Origin of the sequence: Nocardia gamkensis NBRC 108242 (assembly GCF_001612985.1) — a bacterium.
In the GTDB taxonomy this organism is placed as follows: Bacteria; Actinomycetota; Actinomycetes; order Mycobacteriales; family Mycobacteriaceae; genus Nocardia; species Nocardia gamkensis.
In genome coordinates, this window is sequence record NZ_BDBM01000003.1 from 111,007 (window position 1) to 128,569 (window position 17,563).

General features: G+C 69.6%; 16 protein-coding genes. 9 read left to right on the forward strand and 7 right to left on the reverse strand.

The features are described from left to right. The first annotated feature begins 87 nt into the window (after positions 1 to 87). Genes NG1_RS02090 through NG1_RS02100 form a run of 3 tightly spaced genes read left to right on the forward strand, consistent with a single transcriptional unit; the run spans position 88 to position 3,007 of the window. On the forward strand, positions 88 to 1,140 hold the full coding sequence (locus NG1_RS02090) for a nucleoside hydrolase (RefSeq protein WP_062967406.1): 1,053 nt from the start codon (positions 88 to 90) through the stop codon (positions 1,138 to 1,140). Continuing rightward, entirely contained in the window at positions 1,137 to 2,021 is an 885-nt protein-coding gene (locus NG1_RS02095; RefSeq protein ID WP_062967408.1) for an amidohydrolase family protein, read from the forward strand. The genes NG1_RS02090 and NG1_RS02095 overlap by 4 nt, the downstream gene beginning before the upstream one ends. Before the next feature lie 23 nt (positions 2,022 to 2,044). Then, the gene (locus NG1_RS02100; RefSeq protein ID WP_062967410.1) at positions 2,045 to 3,007 is read left to right on the forward strand and encodes an endonuclease/exonuclease/phosphatase family protein; all 963 of its coding nucleotides are present in this window, start codon (positions 2,045 to 2,047) and stop codon (positions 3,005 to 3,007) included. A 139-nt stretch (positions 3,008 to 3,146) separates the two neighbouring features. Here the strand turns inward: NG1_RS02100 and meaB are convergent, their stop codons facing one another. From meaB to NG1_RS02115, 3 genes are read right to left on the reverse strand one after another with little or no spacing between them, the layout of a single operon-like run. Next, on the reverse strand, positions 3,147 to 4,190 hold the full coding sequence (gene meaB / locus NG1_RS02105) for a methylmalonyl Co-A mutase-associated GTPase MeaB (protein ID WP_062967412.1): 1,044 nt from the start codon (positions 4,188 to 4,190) through the stop codon (positions 3,147 to 3,149). Continuing rightward, positions 4,187 to 6,466: a methylmalonyl-CoA mutase gene (gene scpA, locus NG1_RS02110; protein WP_062967414.1), complete on the reverse strand. Its 2,280-nt coding sequence runs from the start codon at positions 6,464 to 6,466 to the stop codon at positions 4,187 to 4,189. Before scpA ends, meaB begins: the two co-directional genes overlap by 4 nt. After that, on the reverse strand, positions 6,466 to 8,322 hold the full coding sequence (locus NG1_RS02115; protein WP_062967416.1) for a methylmalonyl-CoA mutase family protein: 1,857 nt from the start codon (positions 8,320 to 8,322) through the stop codon (positions 6,466 to 6,468). The genes scpA and NG1_RS02115 overlap by 1 nt, the downstream gene beginning before the upstream one ends. Before the next feature lie 180 nt (positions 8,323 to 8,502). On the opposite strand from NG1_RS02115, the gene NG1_RS02120 reads away from it, so the two are divergent. Then, a complete protein-coding gene (locus NG1_RS02120; RefSeq protein ID WP_062967418.1) occupies positions 8,503 to 9,189 on the forward strand; it encodes a TVP38/TMEM64 family protein in 687 nt (228 codons plus the stop codon). Positions 9,190 to 9,197: 8 nt separating this feature from the next. Here the strand turns inward: NG1_RS02120 and NG1_RS02125 are convergent, their stop codons facing one another. The 3 genes from NG1_RS02125 to NG1_RS02135 all read right to left on the reverse strand — a co-directional run bounded on the left by NG1_RS02125 (position 9,198) and on the right by NG1_RS02135 (position 11,717). Then, positions 9,198 to 10,100: a S1C family serine protease gene (locus NG1_RS02125; RefSeq protein WP_174315391.1), complete on the reverse strand. Its 903-nt coding sequence runs from the start codon at positions 10,098 to 10,100 to the stop codon at positions 9,198 to 9,200. A 158-nt stretch (positions 10,101 to 10,258) separates the two neighbouring features. Then, positions 10,259 to 10,627 carry a nuclear transport factor 2 family protein gene (locus NG1_RS02130; RefSeq protein WP_062967420.1) on the reverse strand — a complete coding sequence of 123 codons (369 nt, stop codon included), beginning with the start codon at positions 10,625 to 10,627 and terminating at the stop codon, positions 10,259 to 10,261. 151 nt (positions 10,628 to 10,778) lie between these two features. Further along, on the reverse strand, positions 10,779 to 11,717 hold the full coding sequence (locus NG1_RS02135; RefSeq protein WP_084498636.1) for a CorA family divalent cation transporter: 939 nt from the start codon (positions 11,715 to 11,717) through the stop codon (positions 10,779 to 10,781). A 674-nt stretch (positions 11,718 to 12,391) separates the two neighbouring features. Here NG1_RS02135 and NG1_RS02140 point away from each other — a divergent pair. Then, entirely contained in the window at positions 12,392 to 12,712 is a 321-nt protein-coding gene (locus NG1_RS02140) for an ArsR/SmtB family transcription factor (protein WP_245659757.1), read from the forward strand. Positions 12,713 to 12,947: 235 nt separating this feature from the next. Here the strand turns inward: NG1_RS02140 and NG1_RS02145 are convergent, their stop codons facing one another. Beyond that, complete coding sequence (locus NG1_RS02145) at positions 12,948 to 13,973, reverse strand: glycoside hydrolase family 113 protein (RefSeq protein ID WP_062967426.1); 1,026 nt, start codon at positions 13,971 to 13,973, stop codon at positions 12,948 to 12,950. A 113-nt stretch (positions 13,974 to 14,086) separates the two neighbouring features. Here NG1_RS02145 and NG1_RS02150 point away from each other — a divergent pair, with 113 nt between their 5' ends. The 4 genes from NG1_RS02150 (at position 14,087) to NG1_RS02165 (ending at position 17,322) form a co-directional block, all read left to right on the forward strand. Then, on the forward strand, positions 14,087 to 14,737 hold the full coding sequence (locus NG1_RS02150) for a TetR/AcrR family transcriptional regulator (RefSeq protein WP_062967428.1): 651 nt from the start codon (positions 14,087 to 14,089) through the stop codon (positions 14,735 to 14,737). 339 nt (positions 14,738 to 15,076) lie between these two features. Then, complete coding sequence (locus NG1_RS02155) at positions 15,077 to 16,384, forward strand: hypothetical protein (RefSeq protein WP_062967430.1); 1,308 nt, start codon at positions 15,077 to 15,079, stop codon at positions 16,382 to 16,384. A 72-nt stretch (positions 16,385 to 16,456) separates the two neighbouring features. Continuing rightward, entirely contained in the window at positions 16,457 to 16,906 is a 450-nt protein-coding gene (locus NG1_RS02160; protein ID WP_062967432.1) for a helix-turn-helix transcriptional regulator, read from the forward strand. A gap of 5 nt (positions 16,907 to 16,911) precedes the next feature. Then, positions 16,912 to 17,322 (forward strand): VOC family protein, encoded by a 411-nt coding sequence (locus tag NG1_RS02165; RefSeq protein WP_062967434.1) that lies wholly within the window; start codon positions 16,912 to 16,914, stop codon positions 17,320 to 17,322. Positions 17,323 to 17,563: the final 241 nt, after the last annotated feature.

Below are 17,563 nucleotides of genomic sequence, written 5' to 3' on the forward strand. Positions count from 1 at the left end.
TACTAGACGTATGTACTACCTGCTGCGACCGCCGAGCAATCGGCACCTCGGCGCGGCCCCGGTATCCAGGCTCGCTAGTCTCGTGCCGTGCGGCAGAAGATCATCCTGGACGTCGATACCGGCATCGACGACTCCCTGGCGCTGCTGTACCTGCTCGGCTCCCCCGAGGCCGAGATCGCCGGCATCGCCGCCACCGCGGGCAACGTTCCGGCGGCGCAGGTGGCGACGAACAACCTCGCCTGGCTGGACGTCTGCCGCGCACCCGTGATCGAAGTGGCGCTCGGCGCCGCCGATCCCCTGGCGATCCCGCTGCGCACCACCGAGGACACGCACGGACCCCAAGGCATCGGGTACGCCGAACTTCCCCCCTCGGCTCGCCGTCTCTCGCCGCGATCGGCGGCGCTGATGTGGGCCGAGCTGGTGCGCGCCCATCCCGGCGAGATCGTCGGTCTCTGCACCGGGCCGCTGACCAATCTCGCCCTCGCGTTGCGGATCGAACCGGATCTGCCGCTGCTGCTGAATCGTCTGGTCATCATGGGCGGCGCGTTCAACCATCCCGGCAACACCACGCCCACCAACGAGTGGAATGTGCACGTCGACCCGGAAGCCGCCAAAGAGGTCTTCGACGCGTTCGCCGCGGCGCCCGCCGAGCGCAGGCCGATCGTCTGCGCGCTCGACATCACCGAGACGATCGAGATGCGACCCGAGCACCTGGTCCGTCTGGCCGAGCGGGCGAAAAGCTATCCGGTGGAAGTCGTCTCGCCCGCCGACCCGCCCGAGGCCCGTTCGGCCGCGAGCAATCCGATCGTCCGGCACGTCACCGATGCCGTGCGGTTCTACTTCGACTTCCATCACGGGTACGACCTGGGCTATCTGGCCCACATGCACGATCCGTTCGCGGCCGCGGTGGCGCTGGACCCGGCGCTGGCCCGCACCCGTCCGGCGACCGTGGACGTGGAACTCGCGGGCACCCTCACCCGCGCGACCACGGTCGCCGACTGGGCGGGCATGTGGGGCCGGGAACCCAACGCCGACATCGTGATCGGCACCGACCCGGAGCTGTTCTTCGAACGACTGATCGCCCGGGTCGGCGACCTCGCGCTGACGGTGCACCCGCCCGCGGCGCAGGAGGTCCGATGACCGCCGCCGACGACGCGACCTACCTGTCCGCCTTCCGCGCCGGGCTGGGCCTGCCCGGCATCATCGACGTGCACACCCATTTCATGCCCGACCAGGTGATGCGGAAGGTGTGGGCGTACTTCGACACGGTCGGGCCGCTGACCGGCCGCACCTGGCCGATCACCTACCGCGACGATGCCGAGGTCCGGTTGAAGACTCTGCGCGACTTCGGCGTACGCGCGTTCACCGCGCTGGTGTACCCACACAAACCGGACATGGCGGCGTGGCTCAACGAATGGACCGCCGACTTCGCCGCCGGCACCCCGGATTGCCTGCACACCGCCACCTTCTTTCCCGAGCCGCAGGCGGCCGGTTATGTCGGCGAGGCGGTCGAGCGCGGCGCCCGCGTCTTCAAAGCGCACGTGCAAGTCGGCGGCTACCACCCGGGCGACCCGCTGCTGGACCCGGTGTGGGGCCTGCTGGAGGACGCGCGCATCCCCATCGTCATCCATTGCGGTTCCGGCCCCGCGCCCGGAACGCACACCGGCCCGGAGCCGATCGCCGGTGTGCTGCGGCGCTTTCCGCGCCTGCGGCTGATCATCGCGCACATGGGCACGCCCGAGTATTCCGAATTCCTCGACCTCGCAGGCGATTACGCGGAAGTGCGGCTGGACACCACGATGGTGTGGACCGATTTCTCCGAGGCCGACGCTCCGTTCCCGGCGCACGAGCACGGCAGGCTGCGCGCCTTCGCCGACCGCATCCTGTTCGGCAGCGACTTTCCCAATATCCCGCACTCCTACGGTCATTCGATCGAGGCGCTCGAACGGCTCGAACTCGGTGACGATTGGTTGCGTCAGGTCTGCTACCGCAACGCGGCGACGCTGTTCGGTATCGAGTGAACGGGCGTGCTCGGGTATCGGACGTGACTGCGAAGTCGGTTCTGCTCGGTATCCGTCTGCTGGCGTGGGTTGCGGCTCTGGCCGCCGTCGCCGGGATCGCCCTGCACTTCAACGGGTCGTCGTCTCGAATACTGGTTCTGGCGGCGTCGGGCGCGCCGTATCTGATGGGTTCTGCCGTCCTGGGTGCGGTCGCCTTCGTCGCCATGCGGCACCGCATCGGCGCGGGAGTCGCGATCGTGGTCGTCGCCATCGCGACGTGGACGCAAGCGCCGCTGTATGTCGGCCACCCGGACGACAGTGACGGGCACACCGTGACCGTGATGCAGGCCAATCTCCTGTTCGACGGAGCCGACCCCCGGGCGCTGGTCGATGAGGTGCGCGCACGGAACGTCGCCGTGCTCACCGTCGACGAGCTCACTCCCACGGCGGTAGAGGATCTCGGCCGGGCAGGTCTCGATCAGGTACTGCCGTACCGTTTCCTCTCGCCGGGAAGAACCGCGACCGGGACGGGAATCTGGAGCGGCCACCCTCTGTCGGAAACCGTGGAGTACGACGGCTTCGTGTTGAACCAGCTCTCGGCGACCGCGCAGATCCCGGGCGCCGGGCCGGTCACGGTGTACGCCTTCCACCCGGTACCGCCGGTGTACGGGACGCGCGTCTGGGCCGACGAATTGTCCCGGCTGCGCGACATTCTCGACCGCTCGCCCGCGAATCGACCGGCGATCGCCGGCGGCGACTTCAACGCGACCTACGATCACCGGCAGTTCCGTGCGATGCTCTCCGGCTGCTTCGGCGACGCCACCGAACAGGCGGGCGCGGGGCATCTGGTCACCTATCCGACCGACAAGCGCTGGCCGCCCCTCGTCGGCATCGACCACATTCTCGTCGCGAACGGTCGCGCGGTCGCTGTGGAGACCGTAGACCTCCCGGGAGCCGACCACCGCGCGCTGGTGGCGCAGGTCCGCTTGCCCAGGAAGCAACGGTAAGCCACCCGGCGAGGTCGGCCGGGTCCCGGGACCGTCGAGTGTCCGCCGCGCGACGGTCGCGCAGGCCCAGGTGATCCCGCAGTATCGACCCGGCCGCCATCGCGATCCCGCACGACGCGACCTTCGCGCCTACGGCAGGTCAGCGTCCGTCGAACGCGCGCAGCAGTTCCTCGGCGGCGAGTGCGGCGGTCAGGGTACCGTCGCGGACCTGTTTTTCCACCTGCGTCCGAATGGCTTTCACCTCGGGGTTGTCCGCGAGCCTGCGCAGCAACTGGTCGTGCACCATGGTCCAGGTCCAGTCGACCTGCTGGCGACGCCGCTTCTCGGCGAACTCACCGGCGTCGGTGAGCACACGACGGTGTTCGAGCACCGTGTCCCAGAACCGGTCCAGACCGACGCCTTCCAATCCGCTCATGGTCAGCACCGGCGGCCGCCACAGCGCGTCGTGCGGATGGATCAGGCGCAGCGCACCCGCCAGTTCCCGGGCGGCGGCCTTGGCCTCGACCTGATGTTTGCCGTCGGCCTTGTTCACCGCGACCAGATCGGCGAGTTCGAGCACACCCTTCTTGATGCCTTGCAGCTGATCACCGGTCCGGGCCAGGGTCAGGAAGCAGAAGACGTCGACCATGTTCGCGACCGTGACCTCCGACTGACCCACCCCGACGGTCTCGACCAGGATCACGTCGTAGCCCGCCGCCTCGAGCAGCGCGATGGTCTCCCGCGTCGCCTTGGCGACGCCGCCGAGCGTGCCCGCGGTGGGCGAAGGCCGGATATAGGCGTCGCGTTCCACCGACAATCGCGCCATCCTGGTCTTGTCGCCGAGGATGGAGCCACCGGTCCGGGTCGAGGACGGGTCGACCGCGAGCACCGCGACCCGGTGGCCCTGCCCGATCAGGTACATGCCGAGCGCGTCGATGAAGGTCGACTTGCCGACGCCCGGAACGCCCGTGATGCCGACGCGGTTGGAGGGCGCGCCCCCGGCGCCCGCCTCCGGCGAAACCTTCAGCAGCAGTTGCTGCGCCAGCGCCCGGTGATCGGCCCTGGTGGACTCCACCAACGTGATCGCCCGCGCCAGGGCGGCCCGCTCGTTGGCGCGGACCGCCGCGGCGAGGGCGTCGACGTCGATCGTGCGGCGCGCGGCCGCCTTCGGGGTGGCGCGCGCCGCGGAACCGGCTTCGCTCATTCCGTCGCGGCGGAATCCGTGGCGCCGCTGCCGAGTTCGTGACCGAGTTCGGCGCCGAGCTTCTTCAGCAGGTCGATCGCCGCGTCCGCGATCACCGTGCCGGGCGGGAAGATCGCCGCGGCGCCCGCCTGGTAGAGCTCCTCGAAGTCACCGGGCGGGATCACGCCGCCGACGATGACCATGATGTCGGGGCGTCCGACATCGGCCAGTGCCTGCCGCAGGGCGGGCACCAGCGTGAGGTGGCCCGCCGCCAGCGACGACACCCCGACGACGTGGACGTCGTTGTCGGCCGCCTGCTGCGCCACCTCTTCCGGGGTCTGGAACAGCGGGCCCACGTCGACGTCGAAGCCGAGGTCGGCGAAGGCCGTGGCGATCACCTTCTGTCCCCGGTCGTGGCCGTCCTGGCCCATCTTCGCGACGAGGATGCGCGGCCTGCGGCCCTCGGCCTCGGCGAATTCCTCGACCAGCTCGCTCGCCTCGGTGATGTTGGTGACCTTTCCTGCCTCGTCGCGGTACACGCCGGAGAGCGTACGGATTTCGGCCTGGTGCCGTCCGTACACCTGCTCCAGCGCATCGGAGATCTCGCCGACGGTGGCCTTGGCTCGTGCCGCGTCGATCGCCAGCGCGAGCAGGTTGTTCGCCATGCCGCCCTCGGAGGAGGCCGCGGCACGGGTCAATTCGGCCAGTGCCCGCCGCACGGCGTCGGGATCGCGCTCGGCCCGCAGCCGCCGCAGCTTCTCGATCTGCTCGGCGCGCACCCGCGAGTTCTCGACCTTGAGGACCTCGACCTGCTGGTCCTCTTCGACCTGGTACTTGTTGACGCCGATCACCGGCTGCTGGCCGGTGTCGATGCGCGCCTGGGTACGCGCGGCGGCCTCCTCGATACGCAGCTTCGGGATGCCCTCGCCGATCGCCTGCGCCATGCCGCCGTGCGCCTCCACCTCCGCGATATGCGCGCGGGCGCGGTTGGCCAGCTGGTGGGTGAGCCACTCGACGTAATACGAACCGCCCCACGGGTCGATCGGGCGGGTGGTGTTGGACTCCTGCTGGATCAACAGCTGGGTGTTGCGGGCGATGCGGGCGGAGAAGTCCGTCGGCAGCGCCAGCGCCTCGTCGAGCGCGTTGGTGTGCAGCGACTGGGTGTGCCCCTGGGTGGCGGCCATCGCCTCGATGCAGGTGCGCGCGACGTTGTTGTAGGCGTCCTGCGCGGTGAGCGACCAGCCGGAGGTCTGCGAATGGGTACGCAGCGACAGCGATTTCGCGCTCTTCGGGTTGAACTTCGCGACCAGCTCGCTCCACAGCAGGCGCCCGGCGCGCAGCTTGGCGACCTCCATGAAGAAGTTCATGCCGATGGCCCAGAAGAACGACAGGCGTGGCGCGAACTTGTCGACCTCCATGCCCGCGTCGATGCCCGCGCGGATGTACTCGACACCGTCGGCGAGGGTATAGGCCAGCTCCAGGTCGGCGGTCGCGCCCGCCTCCTGGATGTGGTAGCCGGAGATGGAGATCGAGTTGAACTTCGGCATCTTCGCGCTGGTGTAGGCGAAGATGTCGGAGATGATCCGCATCGAGGGCTTGGGCGGGTAGATGTAGGTGTTGCGGACCATGAACTCCTTCAGAATGTCGTTCTGAATGGTTCCGGCCAGCTGCTCGGGCGCCACACCCTGCTCCTCGGCGGCGACGACGTACAGCGCCAGGATCGGCAGCACGGCGCCGTTCATCGTCATCGAGACGCTGACCTGGTCCAGCGGGATGTGGTCGAACAGCTGGCGCATGTCCAGGATCGAGTCGATCGCGACGCCGGCCATGCCGACGTCACCTTGCACGCGCGGGTGATCGGAGTCGTAGCCGCGGTGGGTCGCCAGATCGAACGCGACCGAGAGGCCTTTCTGGCCCGCCTGCAGATTGCGCCGGTAGAAGGCGTTCGAATCCGCGGCGGTGGAGAAGCCCGCGTACTGGCGGATGGTCCACGGCTGGTTTACGTACATCGTGGGGTACGGCCCGCGCACGAACGGCGCGACGCCGGGCACGCTGTCGAGTGGATACCCTTCGGCGGCAACGGCGTCCCGGTCGGCTTTGGTGAACACCGGCGGCACATCGATGCCTTCGGGCGTCGACCACACCAGTTGCTCGGGTGCGTACCGGTTGGCCACCGCTGCCGCGCGCACGTACTCCGTCACCTGCGCCGCGTCCACCGCGGCGGGCTCCGGCGCGCGCTCGGCCAGCGGCACCTCGGCGAAACTGCCGATCACGTGTTTGATCTCACGAGTAGTCATCAGGCTCCCACCTTCTCCAGCAGGCCGGACAGCGCGGCTACGGCGTCGATGCGCGCGGCGAGGAATCCGTCCGGGCGCCGCGCGTCGTCGAGGTCGGCGACGGCCTTCGCCGAACCCGCCAGCAGCACCGTTCCCACGCCCGCGGCACGCAATTGCTCCACCGCCGCACCGGCTTCGGATCCGTAGCGCGTATCCGACCCGCACAGGACCGCGATCGGCGCCCTGGCTTCGGTGGCCGCGGCGGCGATGCCGTCCACCGCGAGCGGCCCGGGGTTGATCGACTCGATGCCGCCGGAGGCCAGCAGGTTCGCGATGAAGGTGACCCGCACGTTGTGTTCCGCCACCGAACCGAGCGGCACCAGTAGCGCTTTCGGCCGCGCGCCGTGTCCGGCGAGGTAGGCGTCGGAGCGGTCGCGCAACCGCTCGAACGCGGCGCCGTAGCGAGCGACCCGGCCCGCCTGCCGCGCCGCCTCGGACAACGGCTGTTCGGCCAGGTTCGGGAATTCGTTCACGCCGGTGACGGCGGTCTTGCGGTGCGCGACATCGGCATCGCGGGCGTCCTTCGTCGCGGCGACGCGCTCGGCGAGCAGACCGGACTCCAGCGCGGCGAGGTAACCACCGGCCGCCTCGATCTCCTGGAGGAACTCCCACGCCTTCGCCGCCAGCGCGGCAGTGAGGTCCTCGACGTACCAGGAGCCCGCACCCGGGTCGAGCACGTGGCCGAGATGCGATTCCTCGAGCAGCAGCAACTGGGTGTTGCGAGCCATCCGGTCGGCGAACGACTTCGAGACGCCCAGCTCACCGAGCGGCAGGGCGGAGTCGAACGGCAGCACGGTCACCGTGTCGGCGCCGCCGATGCCCGCGCCGAACGCGGCGAGGGTGGTGCGCAGAATGTTCACCCAGGGATCGCGCCGGCTCATCATCGCGGCCGAGGTGACCGCGTGTTGCGGCGCGCCGCCGAAATCCGGTGCACCACAGACCTGCGCGACCCGCGCCCAGAGCTGCCTGGCGGCACGGAGCTTCGCGATGGTCGCGAACTGATCGTCGGTGGCCGCGAACCGGAACTCCAACTGTTCCAGCGCGTCGGCGACGTCGACGCTCTCGGTCAGCGCCCGCAGATAGGCCAGGCCCGCGGCGACGGCCGCGCCCAGTTCCTGCGCGTCGGAGGCGCCCGCGTCGTGGAAGACGGTGCCGTCCACGGTGATCGCGCGAACCGTTTCCGGCCGTCCGGCGGCCCGGCCGGCCAGCGCGACGGCCTCGGCGAGACCGATATCGGGAAGGTCGGCGAAGCGGCTGGTCAAGGGTGCGGCGCCGAGGGAGACGCGGATGTCCTCGCGAGCGGGCGCGGCGTAGCCGTCGAGCACCGCGAACACCTGGGCCGCCGCGTCCGCGACGTCACCGCCCGCGTCCAGCGTGAGGGGGGCCAATTCGAACAGCAGGCCGTTCAGCGTGGTCGGCAGATCCGCCACCGGCACGCCACGCTCGCCCACGCCGAGCCAGATCGCGCTGATCCCGTTCTCCAGCGCGGCCAGGATCTCCCGGTTGGCCGCCGCGGCGTCGCGCTGGGCGAACTGCGCGCTGACGAACCAGCCGCGGTGTACATCCCGGGTGGCGTCGCGGCCGCGAACGAAGGGGAAAGTTCCCGGCAGGGGCTGCTCGGGCAACTCGTCGCGCCGGGTGTAGAGCGGGGCGACGGTCAGCCCGTCGTAGGTGGTCTCGTCGAGCAGCCGCTCGGGCTCCTCGGGAAGTTCGCCGACATCGACGCGGCGAGCCTTGGCCAGCACCCCGGCAACGCCCTTGCGCCACGCAGCGTATTCGGGCACCGGATCGGCCCCGGAATCTGAAGCAATCGGCATAGCTTGCTGTTCCTCTTCCTCAACACGGGCGCACCGGCAGTGTGCGCCCGATACCCTCACATTCGCCCAGCTCAGCGACTACTTCGGTTAACGGGCATTCGTCCCGCTCCTCTGATGCTAGCGGGCGGATTCCCAGCCGGTTGATCCTGCCCGCCACTACCAACCGGTAACCTGTCGCGGATGACCAGGCTGCTCCGGGACCCGCGTATCGTCGCGCTGATCGTCGGCACGGTGGCGTTGTTCGGCGCGGCCCTGCTGGTTCCGCTGCCGTCGCCCCGTCAGGTGCAGGATTGGGCGACGTCCGTCGGCCCCGTCTTTCCGCTGCTGTTCTTCCTGGTCCACGCCTTGGTGACGGTGGCGCCGATCCCACGCACCGTCTTCACCGTGAGCGCCGGACTGCTGTTCGGCCCGCTGCTGGGCATCACACTGGCGGTGGGGGCGACGACCGTCAGCGCGGTACTGGCGATCCTGCTCGTGCGCGCGCTCGATCGCGATCAGGTGGCCGCCCGGCTCACCCACCCCGCGGTGCGCGCGATCGATGAACGTCTCGCACGCCGGGGCTGGCTGGCGGTGGGCTCGCTGCGGCTCATCGCGGCGGTGCCGTTCTCGGTGATCAACTATTGCTGCGGGTTGTCGTCGATCCGGTTCTGGCCCTATCTGCTCGCCACGGTGCTCGGCGTACTGCCCGGCACCATCGGGACCGTCATCCTCGGTGACGCGCTCACCGGGACGACCCATCCGGCGATGCTGGCGCTGTCCGGCGTCTGCCTCGCCGTCGGTCTGGGCGGTTTGGTCGTGGACGCGCGATGGAAGACAGAGTCACCTGCGCCGACTCCCGCCGCCGAGCCCGTCCCGGCCGCCGACTAGGCCCGTGCTCAGTCCGCCGCCAATTCCACCGGTACAGCGATCACGTCCACCATGGCCCCGTTGCGCAGCACGGTGACGGGCAGTTGCACACCGATCGCCTCGGCGAACAGCTGTCGCTGGATGCCCTGGGCGTCACGCACTTGCGACCGCGCCACGCTCAGCACCAGATCACCGCGGCGCAGCCCGGCCTGTTCGGCGGGGCCGCCGCGGACCACCTCGACGATGCGCACTCCGGCGGCCTGCCCGGTGCGCGCGGCGACCGGCTCGGGCAGCGGCGCGGGCACGCCGACCAAGCCGAGGTAGGCGCGCCGGACGCGTCCCTCGGCGTGCAGCGTGCCGATGATCCGGCGCGTCGTCGCGTTGATCGGGATGGCCAGGCCGAGCCCGATGCCCGCGACCGCGGTATTGATGCCGACCACCCGCCCTGCCGAATCCGACAGGGCGCCACCGGAATTACCGGGGTTCAGCGCGGCGTCGGTCTGGATCACGTCCTCGATCACCCGCCCGGCGCGGCGAGACGCCACCGGAACCGCGCGCCCGAGCGCGCTCACCACGCCCGCCGTCACCGAACCCGCCAGGCCGAGCGGGCTGCCGACCGCCACCACCAGCTGACCGACCACCAATCGGTCGGCGTCCCCGAGCGGCACCGCGCCCGGCGCACCATCGCGAGCGCGCAGCACGGCCAGATCCGACAGCGGATCCACCCCGACCACTTCGAACCGGGATTCCACTCCGTCGGCGAAGACCACCTCTCCCCCGCTCGCCACGCCGACGACGTGCGCATTCGTCAGCAGGAATCCGTCGTCGGTGAAGACCACCGCCGATCCGCTCCCCCGCCTGGTCCGCACGCTGGCCACGTGCGGGGTCACCGACGCCGCCACCGCGATCACGGTGCGGGAGTAGGCATCCATCGCGGCGTTGTCCACGCCGACCACCACCCTGTTTGCCGGAATTGCACTCCTGACGTCCAGGATCCCCCCGCGGTGTGGACGACGCACCGTGTTCGCCGCAGGCGCAAACCCGACTGCGGCCTGCCGGGCGTGTCGCCGAATGCGCCGCGGCCCGCAGGTTACGCCGAGGGCACCCGGTCGAGGAAGCCGTGCACATTCGTGATCCGGCCGTCGGCGCCGAGGGTGATCACGTCCGAGCCCGCGACCGGGGCGCTGCCATCGGCCGTCGAGACCAGCTCCCAGGAGAACCGGGCGATGTCGTGGTGGCCGTCGACCTCGCCCACACGGCGGAACTCGAAGCCGGGGAACTGCGCCTGCGCTCCTCCGATGGCCGCCGCCAGCTGGGCGTGCCCGCTCACCTCCGCGAGCGGATCGGTGTATCCGCCGTCCTCGGCCCAAGCGGCCGCGACCGCCGCGGCCCTGGCTTGCTCGTCGGCGGCATTCCACGCGGCGAAGTATCGATCGACCGCTTCTTCGTAGCGCGACATGATGACTCCTCCTGTGCGGTAATGGTTTACAGTCACCGATCCGGGGTTCTCCGATCGGCTGACCCCAACCTTGCCGTGCCGCGCGCCTCGCGTCGATTACGCGCGAGGTAATGATCGCCGGAAACGAAGCGGTCGCCACGCGGGCGGGGATTCAGCGCAGTAGGCCCTTCTTCCTCAGGTACGCCAAGGGGATCACCGCGGCCATCAGCGCCAGCACCGCGGTGACCAAAAAACCTAACTGCCAGGAGATTTCGGAGATGCCGGTGAGATGCACGGCGTAGCAGCCCGCGATCAGCGTGGGCGGCAGGAAAGCCGCGGTGACGACGGTGCACGCCCTGAGGACCTCGTTCTGACGCGCGCCCAGCCAGGTCGTCACGGACTGCTGGAGGTAGCGGGCCTTGTCGGATTCGACGCCCGCGTGCTCCTTCACCCCGTCGATATCGGCGAGCAGGAGGCCGATGGAATGGTTCAGCTTCCCGTGGCCGGACCCGGCGTCGGCCATCAGGTGGCGCGCGGTGCGGGCCAGTTGCAGCTGGGTCTCGCGGGTGCGCGCGATTATGCGCGCGGTCGCGTCCAGCCGTGACATGGCTTCGCGCAGGTCAGCGATGTCGGTGCCGCTTCGATCATGGCGTTCGGGCGCCTGCTCGATCTCCTCGTGCATCGCCTCCAGCGCGTCGCCGGCGTGGTGGAGCACCCGCTCCGACGCCTCGTTCAGCGCCCACAGCAGCGCGTACATCACCCCGTGCGCGGAGCCGGCGAGTTCCGGGCTGCGGCGCATTTTCGCGACCGCCTTGTCGAAGGGGACGAAATGCTCGGACGGCTGGAGCGTCACGAGGAATTCACCGCCCAAGGCGAAGACGATCGTCGCGTGTTCGATCGTCTCGCCGCGCTGGTAGCAGGCGACCACCGGGAAATAGAGGAAGTTGTCGGACTCCCAGACCTGCCTGCGGGCGACGGTGAAGTCGATCCCCAGCCGTTCGCGGAGCACGGCAGCGGTGTCGGCGTCGTCGGCGGCGAGTGGAATCCAGTGCTGCTGGAGCACTTCGGTGTCGAAGTGGTCGGCGGTCACGGCGCTGAGAAAGGTCGTCATCGACTACCGCTGCCCGGGGAAGAAGCGCAGGAGCGAGGCCGCCTGCTGCGGACGCTCCGGTTTCCGTGACCGAGGCGATGTTTCGGCTTTCTCGAGCAATGTGGCCATAGCGGGGACTCCAATACTTACTATCGTGCGGGGCTGGCACGCCCCTCCGGGACAGAGGACGCGCGCACGGGGCGGGCAGCGTCGAGCCACGACGAACCCCGTCGCGCCGTGGACGAAGGACCAGCGCATCGGCCGGACGCGCACGCGCCGCCGTTACGCGTCGAAGAGCTGACGAAGGTGGAATGCGATGCCGCGTCGGACGATCGGGGCGCCGTTGCCCGCCCGCCGATCGCGTACAGATCAACGACGCGGCGGCGCAACCCGTTTCTCGAGGGCGGCCCGGCTGTAGACGTCGATACTGTCAACCGGCATCTGCCGCTCACCTCGCTTCGTTGGTCGACCGGCGCACGAATTGCGCCATCCATCATTAGAAACCCGCCTATCGGGGTACGTCAATCAGTTGCGCAAGTATTCGACAACGCGCCACCCGGTGGAAATCCAACGGCCGGATGACGGCCAGGACAGGGGTTTTCGGTCCTGCGCCGCACCGGCCGGTCCGGTGGCGACCGCGCGGTTGCACAGCCGGACACGGCCGTGTCACCCTACCGACAGCTATGGAGGCGGACGTGACCGAGCACAGCGAGCCGCCGGGCCCCATCCCGGAAGGCCGATTACAAGACGCCGCAGCGGTTTTCGGCATGCTCGCGGCCACCGCGCGCCTGCAGATACTCTGGCTGCTCGCGCAAGGCGAGCGCGACGTCGGCAGCCTCGCCGCCGCCATCGGCCACTCCGTACCCGCCGTGAGCCAGCATCTGGCCAAACTCAAACTCGCCGGGCTGGTCCGCGCCCACAAAGACGGCAGGCGTCAGGTCTACGCCATCGCCGACCCCGACATCGCCGACCTCGTCCGTCTGGCCTTCCGACACCACCGCGCGCATCACGACTGACCCGGCGTCACTCCCTCCACCCCGTAGTCGCGAGCGGGCGCGGGGATGACCTTGCCCCCACCGCACGCAACCGCCAGACGTCATCGCGCGGGTACATCCCGTCCGGCACCAACGTCCGTTCTTCGGTGGCCGTGTCCGACGTCGCGCGCGTGACAGCGCCACCCTCGACTCGAACCGCACGGCATCACCGAACAGTCGGCGCCGAAAGGGGCGCACCCCTACCGGTTCTCGGGCCCTAGTGGTTCCGGTAGTACTCGGCCAGGGCGTCGAACGCGGCTTTGGGCTCCCACGGGAGATCCGGGTAGGTATCGCCGCTGCGGTCCTCGAAGACTTTGACCACGCCGTAGCTGGCCAGGTCCAAGTCGTCGCGCGGGTCGCCGTCCGGGCGGTGCACGTGGTCGTAGAGCGCGAGGACGAACACGAACGCGCTGTCGACGCCCTCGGCGTCGAAGACCTCCAGCAGCTCGCGCAGATATTTCGCCTGTCCGGCCTCGTCGCGGGCGTACTCCCCGTTCAATCGGATCGGTCCGCGGATGTCGTCGTATTCGACGATCTCGAGCCCGTGCGCGCCGAGATCGCCCGCGCCCGCGAAGGTCGACGCACCGAACTCGGTGATCGCGAGCGGCTTTCCCGACGCGACGAGCGTGCGGACGCCGTCGCCGAATCGGTCGGCGACCTCGGCCGTGCGATACAGGTCCACCGACACGATGTCGAAAGCGGTCCAGTCCACGCGCTCCAGCGGGATGGACGCGTAGGTGATCCGGCCACCGAAGCGCGCCCGGACAACAGCTACGGCCTTGTCGAGGAAGTCGTTCACACGCCTGCCCGCCTCGACGACCCGCTCTCCCAGGTCATGTGGCCGGCTGGTCAGCGAGTGCACGCGCTCGTCGAGGCTGTCGCCGGGGAGGAACCCCTTGTGCATCAAGCTCAGTTCGGCGCCGGTCACGAACACCACTTCGGCGCCCTGCCGTCGAATCCGCTCCGCCCGCTCGGCGCAGTCCGCGAACAGGGTGAGCATCTCCTCGATTGTCGATTCGAGAGGGTACGGCGAGAACCATATTTCGAGACCCAGCTCGGCCGCACATGCCGCGGCGAGTTCCAGCCGCGCGGGATCGCCTCCGATGATCCGCACCGCGTTGCAGTGCAGATCGTCGCGAATGATACGCAGCTCGCGTGCCACGATTTCAGGGTCGAAATGCCGGCGGGAGATTCGCCCGTCGCGGATGAAGCCGGTCTCGTAGCTGATGCCCTTGGCGCGCACAGGCACCGTCCTTTCATCTCCAATAGAGTACGTAGAGTACCTTAAAGGGGTTGCGCGCGCGGAGCAAGCACGGTCTCGGAACGTAGGATCGGCACCGACTGCGAAGAGGAGGCATGGTGGACGATGCGGCGCGGCAGCCGGGCGCCGGACAGACGCGCAGGCGCGGACCCGCCCTCGAAGAGGCGATTCTGCGGTCCGCGGTGGCCGAACTCGTCGAATCCGGTTACGCCGCACTGACCATGGACAAGGTCGCCGCCCGCGCCGGGACCAACAAGAACGCCATCTACCGGCGCTGGCCGAACCGCCTGGCCCTCGGCATCGCCGCCTACCGGCAGCTGGCCAGGACGACGCCTCCACCCGATACCGGAAACCTGCGCGAGGACGCGCTCGAGCTGCTGCGCCGGGTCAACCGCCACTGGAGTTCGCCCTCGGGCGCGATCCTGCGTGAACTCATCGCCGCTTCCGGTGGCGCGTCGGAACTCCTCGCACAGCTGCCGGACCAGTCCGGCGATGCCGCCGCGGCCCCCTGGCTCACCCTACTGGGCCGCGCGGTGGCCCGGGGAGAAGCCGCACCCGAAGCGCTGCACCCCCGGGTCGCCACCGTGGCCCTGGTCCTGCTCCGCAACGAATTCGTCGTGCGCGGAGCCCCGACCGCACCCGATGACGTTCTGGTCGACATCGTGGACGAGGTCTACTTGCCGCTGATCCGCCGGCGCGATCCCGCCACACCGGCGGACGCCACTCGTCCACCAGAGCGTTGCTGAAGTGGTCGCCCGTCCAGCTCGAGTACTCGGCATCGGGCCGGTTCGGCGCGACGAACGCCCGTGCCGCGTTTCCGCGCAGCTGGCGGGCAGGTTCGCCGTTCGCGCAGGACAGCGAACCGATGAGTAGCTTTTCGCCTACTTCCGGCGCCCCGTCGCGGGCGCACCCACCGAACCCGCCAGTAGGGTTGACCACGACGTTGCCAGGCCTAATGCTCTTGTTTGGCCGAACAACTCGAAACCGGACATTCGAACGATCCTCATCGTCGTAGCGCCGAGTTGTGGCGGCGACGACGCCGGTGCGGACCTGCTCCGGTGTGCAGAACTCGAGGGGAGATTCGCGTGACCTACCGCCTGACCGATATCGATTGCGTGAGTGCGCGGGGGCACTCCGCGCTAGGGGGAACCCTGGCGATACAGGCGGTCTGGCGTTACGACCGTCCGGTCGACACGGCGGCGCTGGAGCGTTTCCACGAGGCACTGCGGCACGGCAGGCTGGGCAGAGCGGTCGCGCCCGCGATGATCCCGGCCGCCGGGGACCGGTGGACCACCCGCACCGAGTTCAGCCCGCTCGAGGTCGCGCAAGCGCCCATCCCCGCGGGCGATCTGGAAGCCTGGATCGCCGAGCAGGGGCATGCCGAGTTGCGCACCTTCGGCGGACCCGCGTGGCGGCTGGCGGCGACCCACCTCGACAACGGGGGAAGCGCGGTGTCACTGCTTGTTTCGCACACCCTCGCGGACGGCCAGGCGTTCTGCGCGGCGGTCATGGACGCGGTCGCGGACAAGCGGCTCGAGCTGGCGTACCGTAGCGACGAATTCGGTCGGATGCGTCTGCTGGCCGGTGATCTTCGCGATGCCGCGCGGCGAGCCCGGTCGTTGCCGTCGGCTGCCGTTCTGGCGTTGCGGTTGGCCGTGACCGGGCGGGGCGGCAAGACCGGGCCTACCGACGAAGACGCGCGGGACTTCCGCCTGCCGACGGTCACCGCGACGGTCCCGGCGCAGCTCTGGCATGCGGCGGCACGCGGCCGGGGCGGCACCGGCACCACCTTGGCGGTGGCGATGATGGCGTCCGTCGCCACCACGATCGGCCGCACCGACGACGAGGGCCGGGTTCGCATGATGATGCCGGTCAGCACCCGCACCGCCGACGATCTTCGTACGAACGCGCTGACCTCCATCGCCTTCGAGGTGGATATGCGCGACGGCGAACCGGCCGACCTCGCCCCGCTGCGCGCGGTGATGAAAGAACAGCTCAGCGCGGCCACGGCCGGCGGACCGGATGTCCCACCGCTGGTCCCGGTCGCGGTGGCGCTGCCGCGCGGCCGCTACGCGGTGCTGGCGCGGCAAGCCGCCACCGACGCCATCTCGACGGTGTGTTCCAGCCTCGGCAAGCTCGACTCCGAGATCCTCCGCATCGACGGCCGCCCGGCCTCGGCGATGATGCTCGGCCTGGTCAATCAGAGCTTGAACTCGCGGACCGTCGTGACCGAACGCGGCGGCAATCTGTACGTCGCGCTGGTCGAAACCGGGGAAAAGATCACGCTACGCGTCATGGGTTTCCACCCGCCGACCCTCCTGGACGCCGAGCGGCTCACCGAGCTGGTGCGGGCCGCGCTCGCCGAGTACGAGCTCTCGGCGACCTTCTGGTAGCGGCGGGGGTAGCCTGCCGCCCCAGCGGCTCCATGCGGTCGCTTGTCACCGTGATGTGGCACGATCTGGTGAGTGACCAGCAGACCCGCCGCGACGCAGCACCTGCACGATCTCGCGCGGCTGCGCCGCGTCCGCGACCGCATCGACCGGGAGTACGCGCAGCCGCTGGACGTGGAGGCGCTCGCGCGCGACGCGCACATGTCGGCCGGGCACCTCAGCCGCCAGTTCCGGCTCGCCTACGGCGAGTCGCCGTACGCCTATCTGATGACGCGGCGCATCGAACGCGCGATGTCGCTGCTGCGCCGGGGCGACCTCAGCGTCACCGAGGTCTGTTTCGCGGTCGGCTGTTCGTCGCTGGGCACCTTCAGCACGCGCTTCACCGAGCTGGTCGGCGTGCCGCCCAGCGTCTACCGGCGCGACGCCGCGCGCACGACGGCGGGGATTCCCTCGTGTGTCGCGAAACAGGTGACCAGACCGATCAGGAATCGAGAAGCGCCGGTTACCGAGCCGCAATTAGCCTGACTGCCATGGACATCACCATTCACGCGAGCTTCCTGCCGCACGACGATCCGGACGCGGCCCTCGCCTTCTACCGTGACCTTCTCGGCTTCGAGGTGCGCAACGACGTCGGATACGAAGGGATGCGCTGGCTCACGGTCGGCCCCGTCGACCAGCCGGGCACGTCCATCGTTCTGCACCCTCCGGGCGCCGACCCGGGCATCACCGATGACGAGCGCCGCACCATCACCGAGATGATGGCCAAGGGCACCTATGGCGGCATCCTTCTGGCTACCAAAGATCTCGACAGCGCTTTCGAGCGGCTGGTGGCCGGGGACGCGGAGATCGTCCAGGAGCCGACCGAGCAGCCGTACGGGGTCCGCGACTGCGCCGTCCGCGATCCCGCGGGCAACCTGATCCGCATCCAGCAACTGCGCTGAGCCGCCCGGCGCGCGGCCGTGCCCCGCGCGATGGCCACCGTCGCACCGAGCAGCACGTCATCCGTGACGAACACGTCCGCGTGCCTGCGACTCGGTGGGCGGTGCGTCGGCTTCGGAGCCGCCACCCACGACAGCCGCCTCAGGACCGGTCCGCCCCGGAGACGGCCGCGACCCGCCGCTGGTCCGACGTCTCGGACCGGGCGCATCGACAAACACTCAGACGGATCGGTCCACCTGGTTG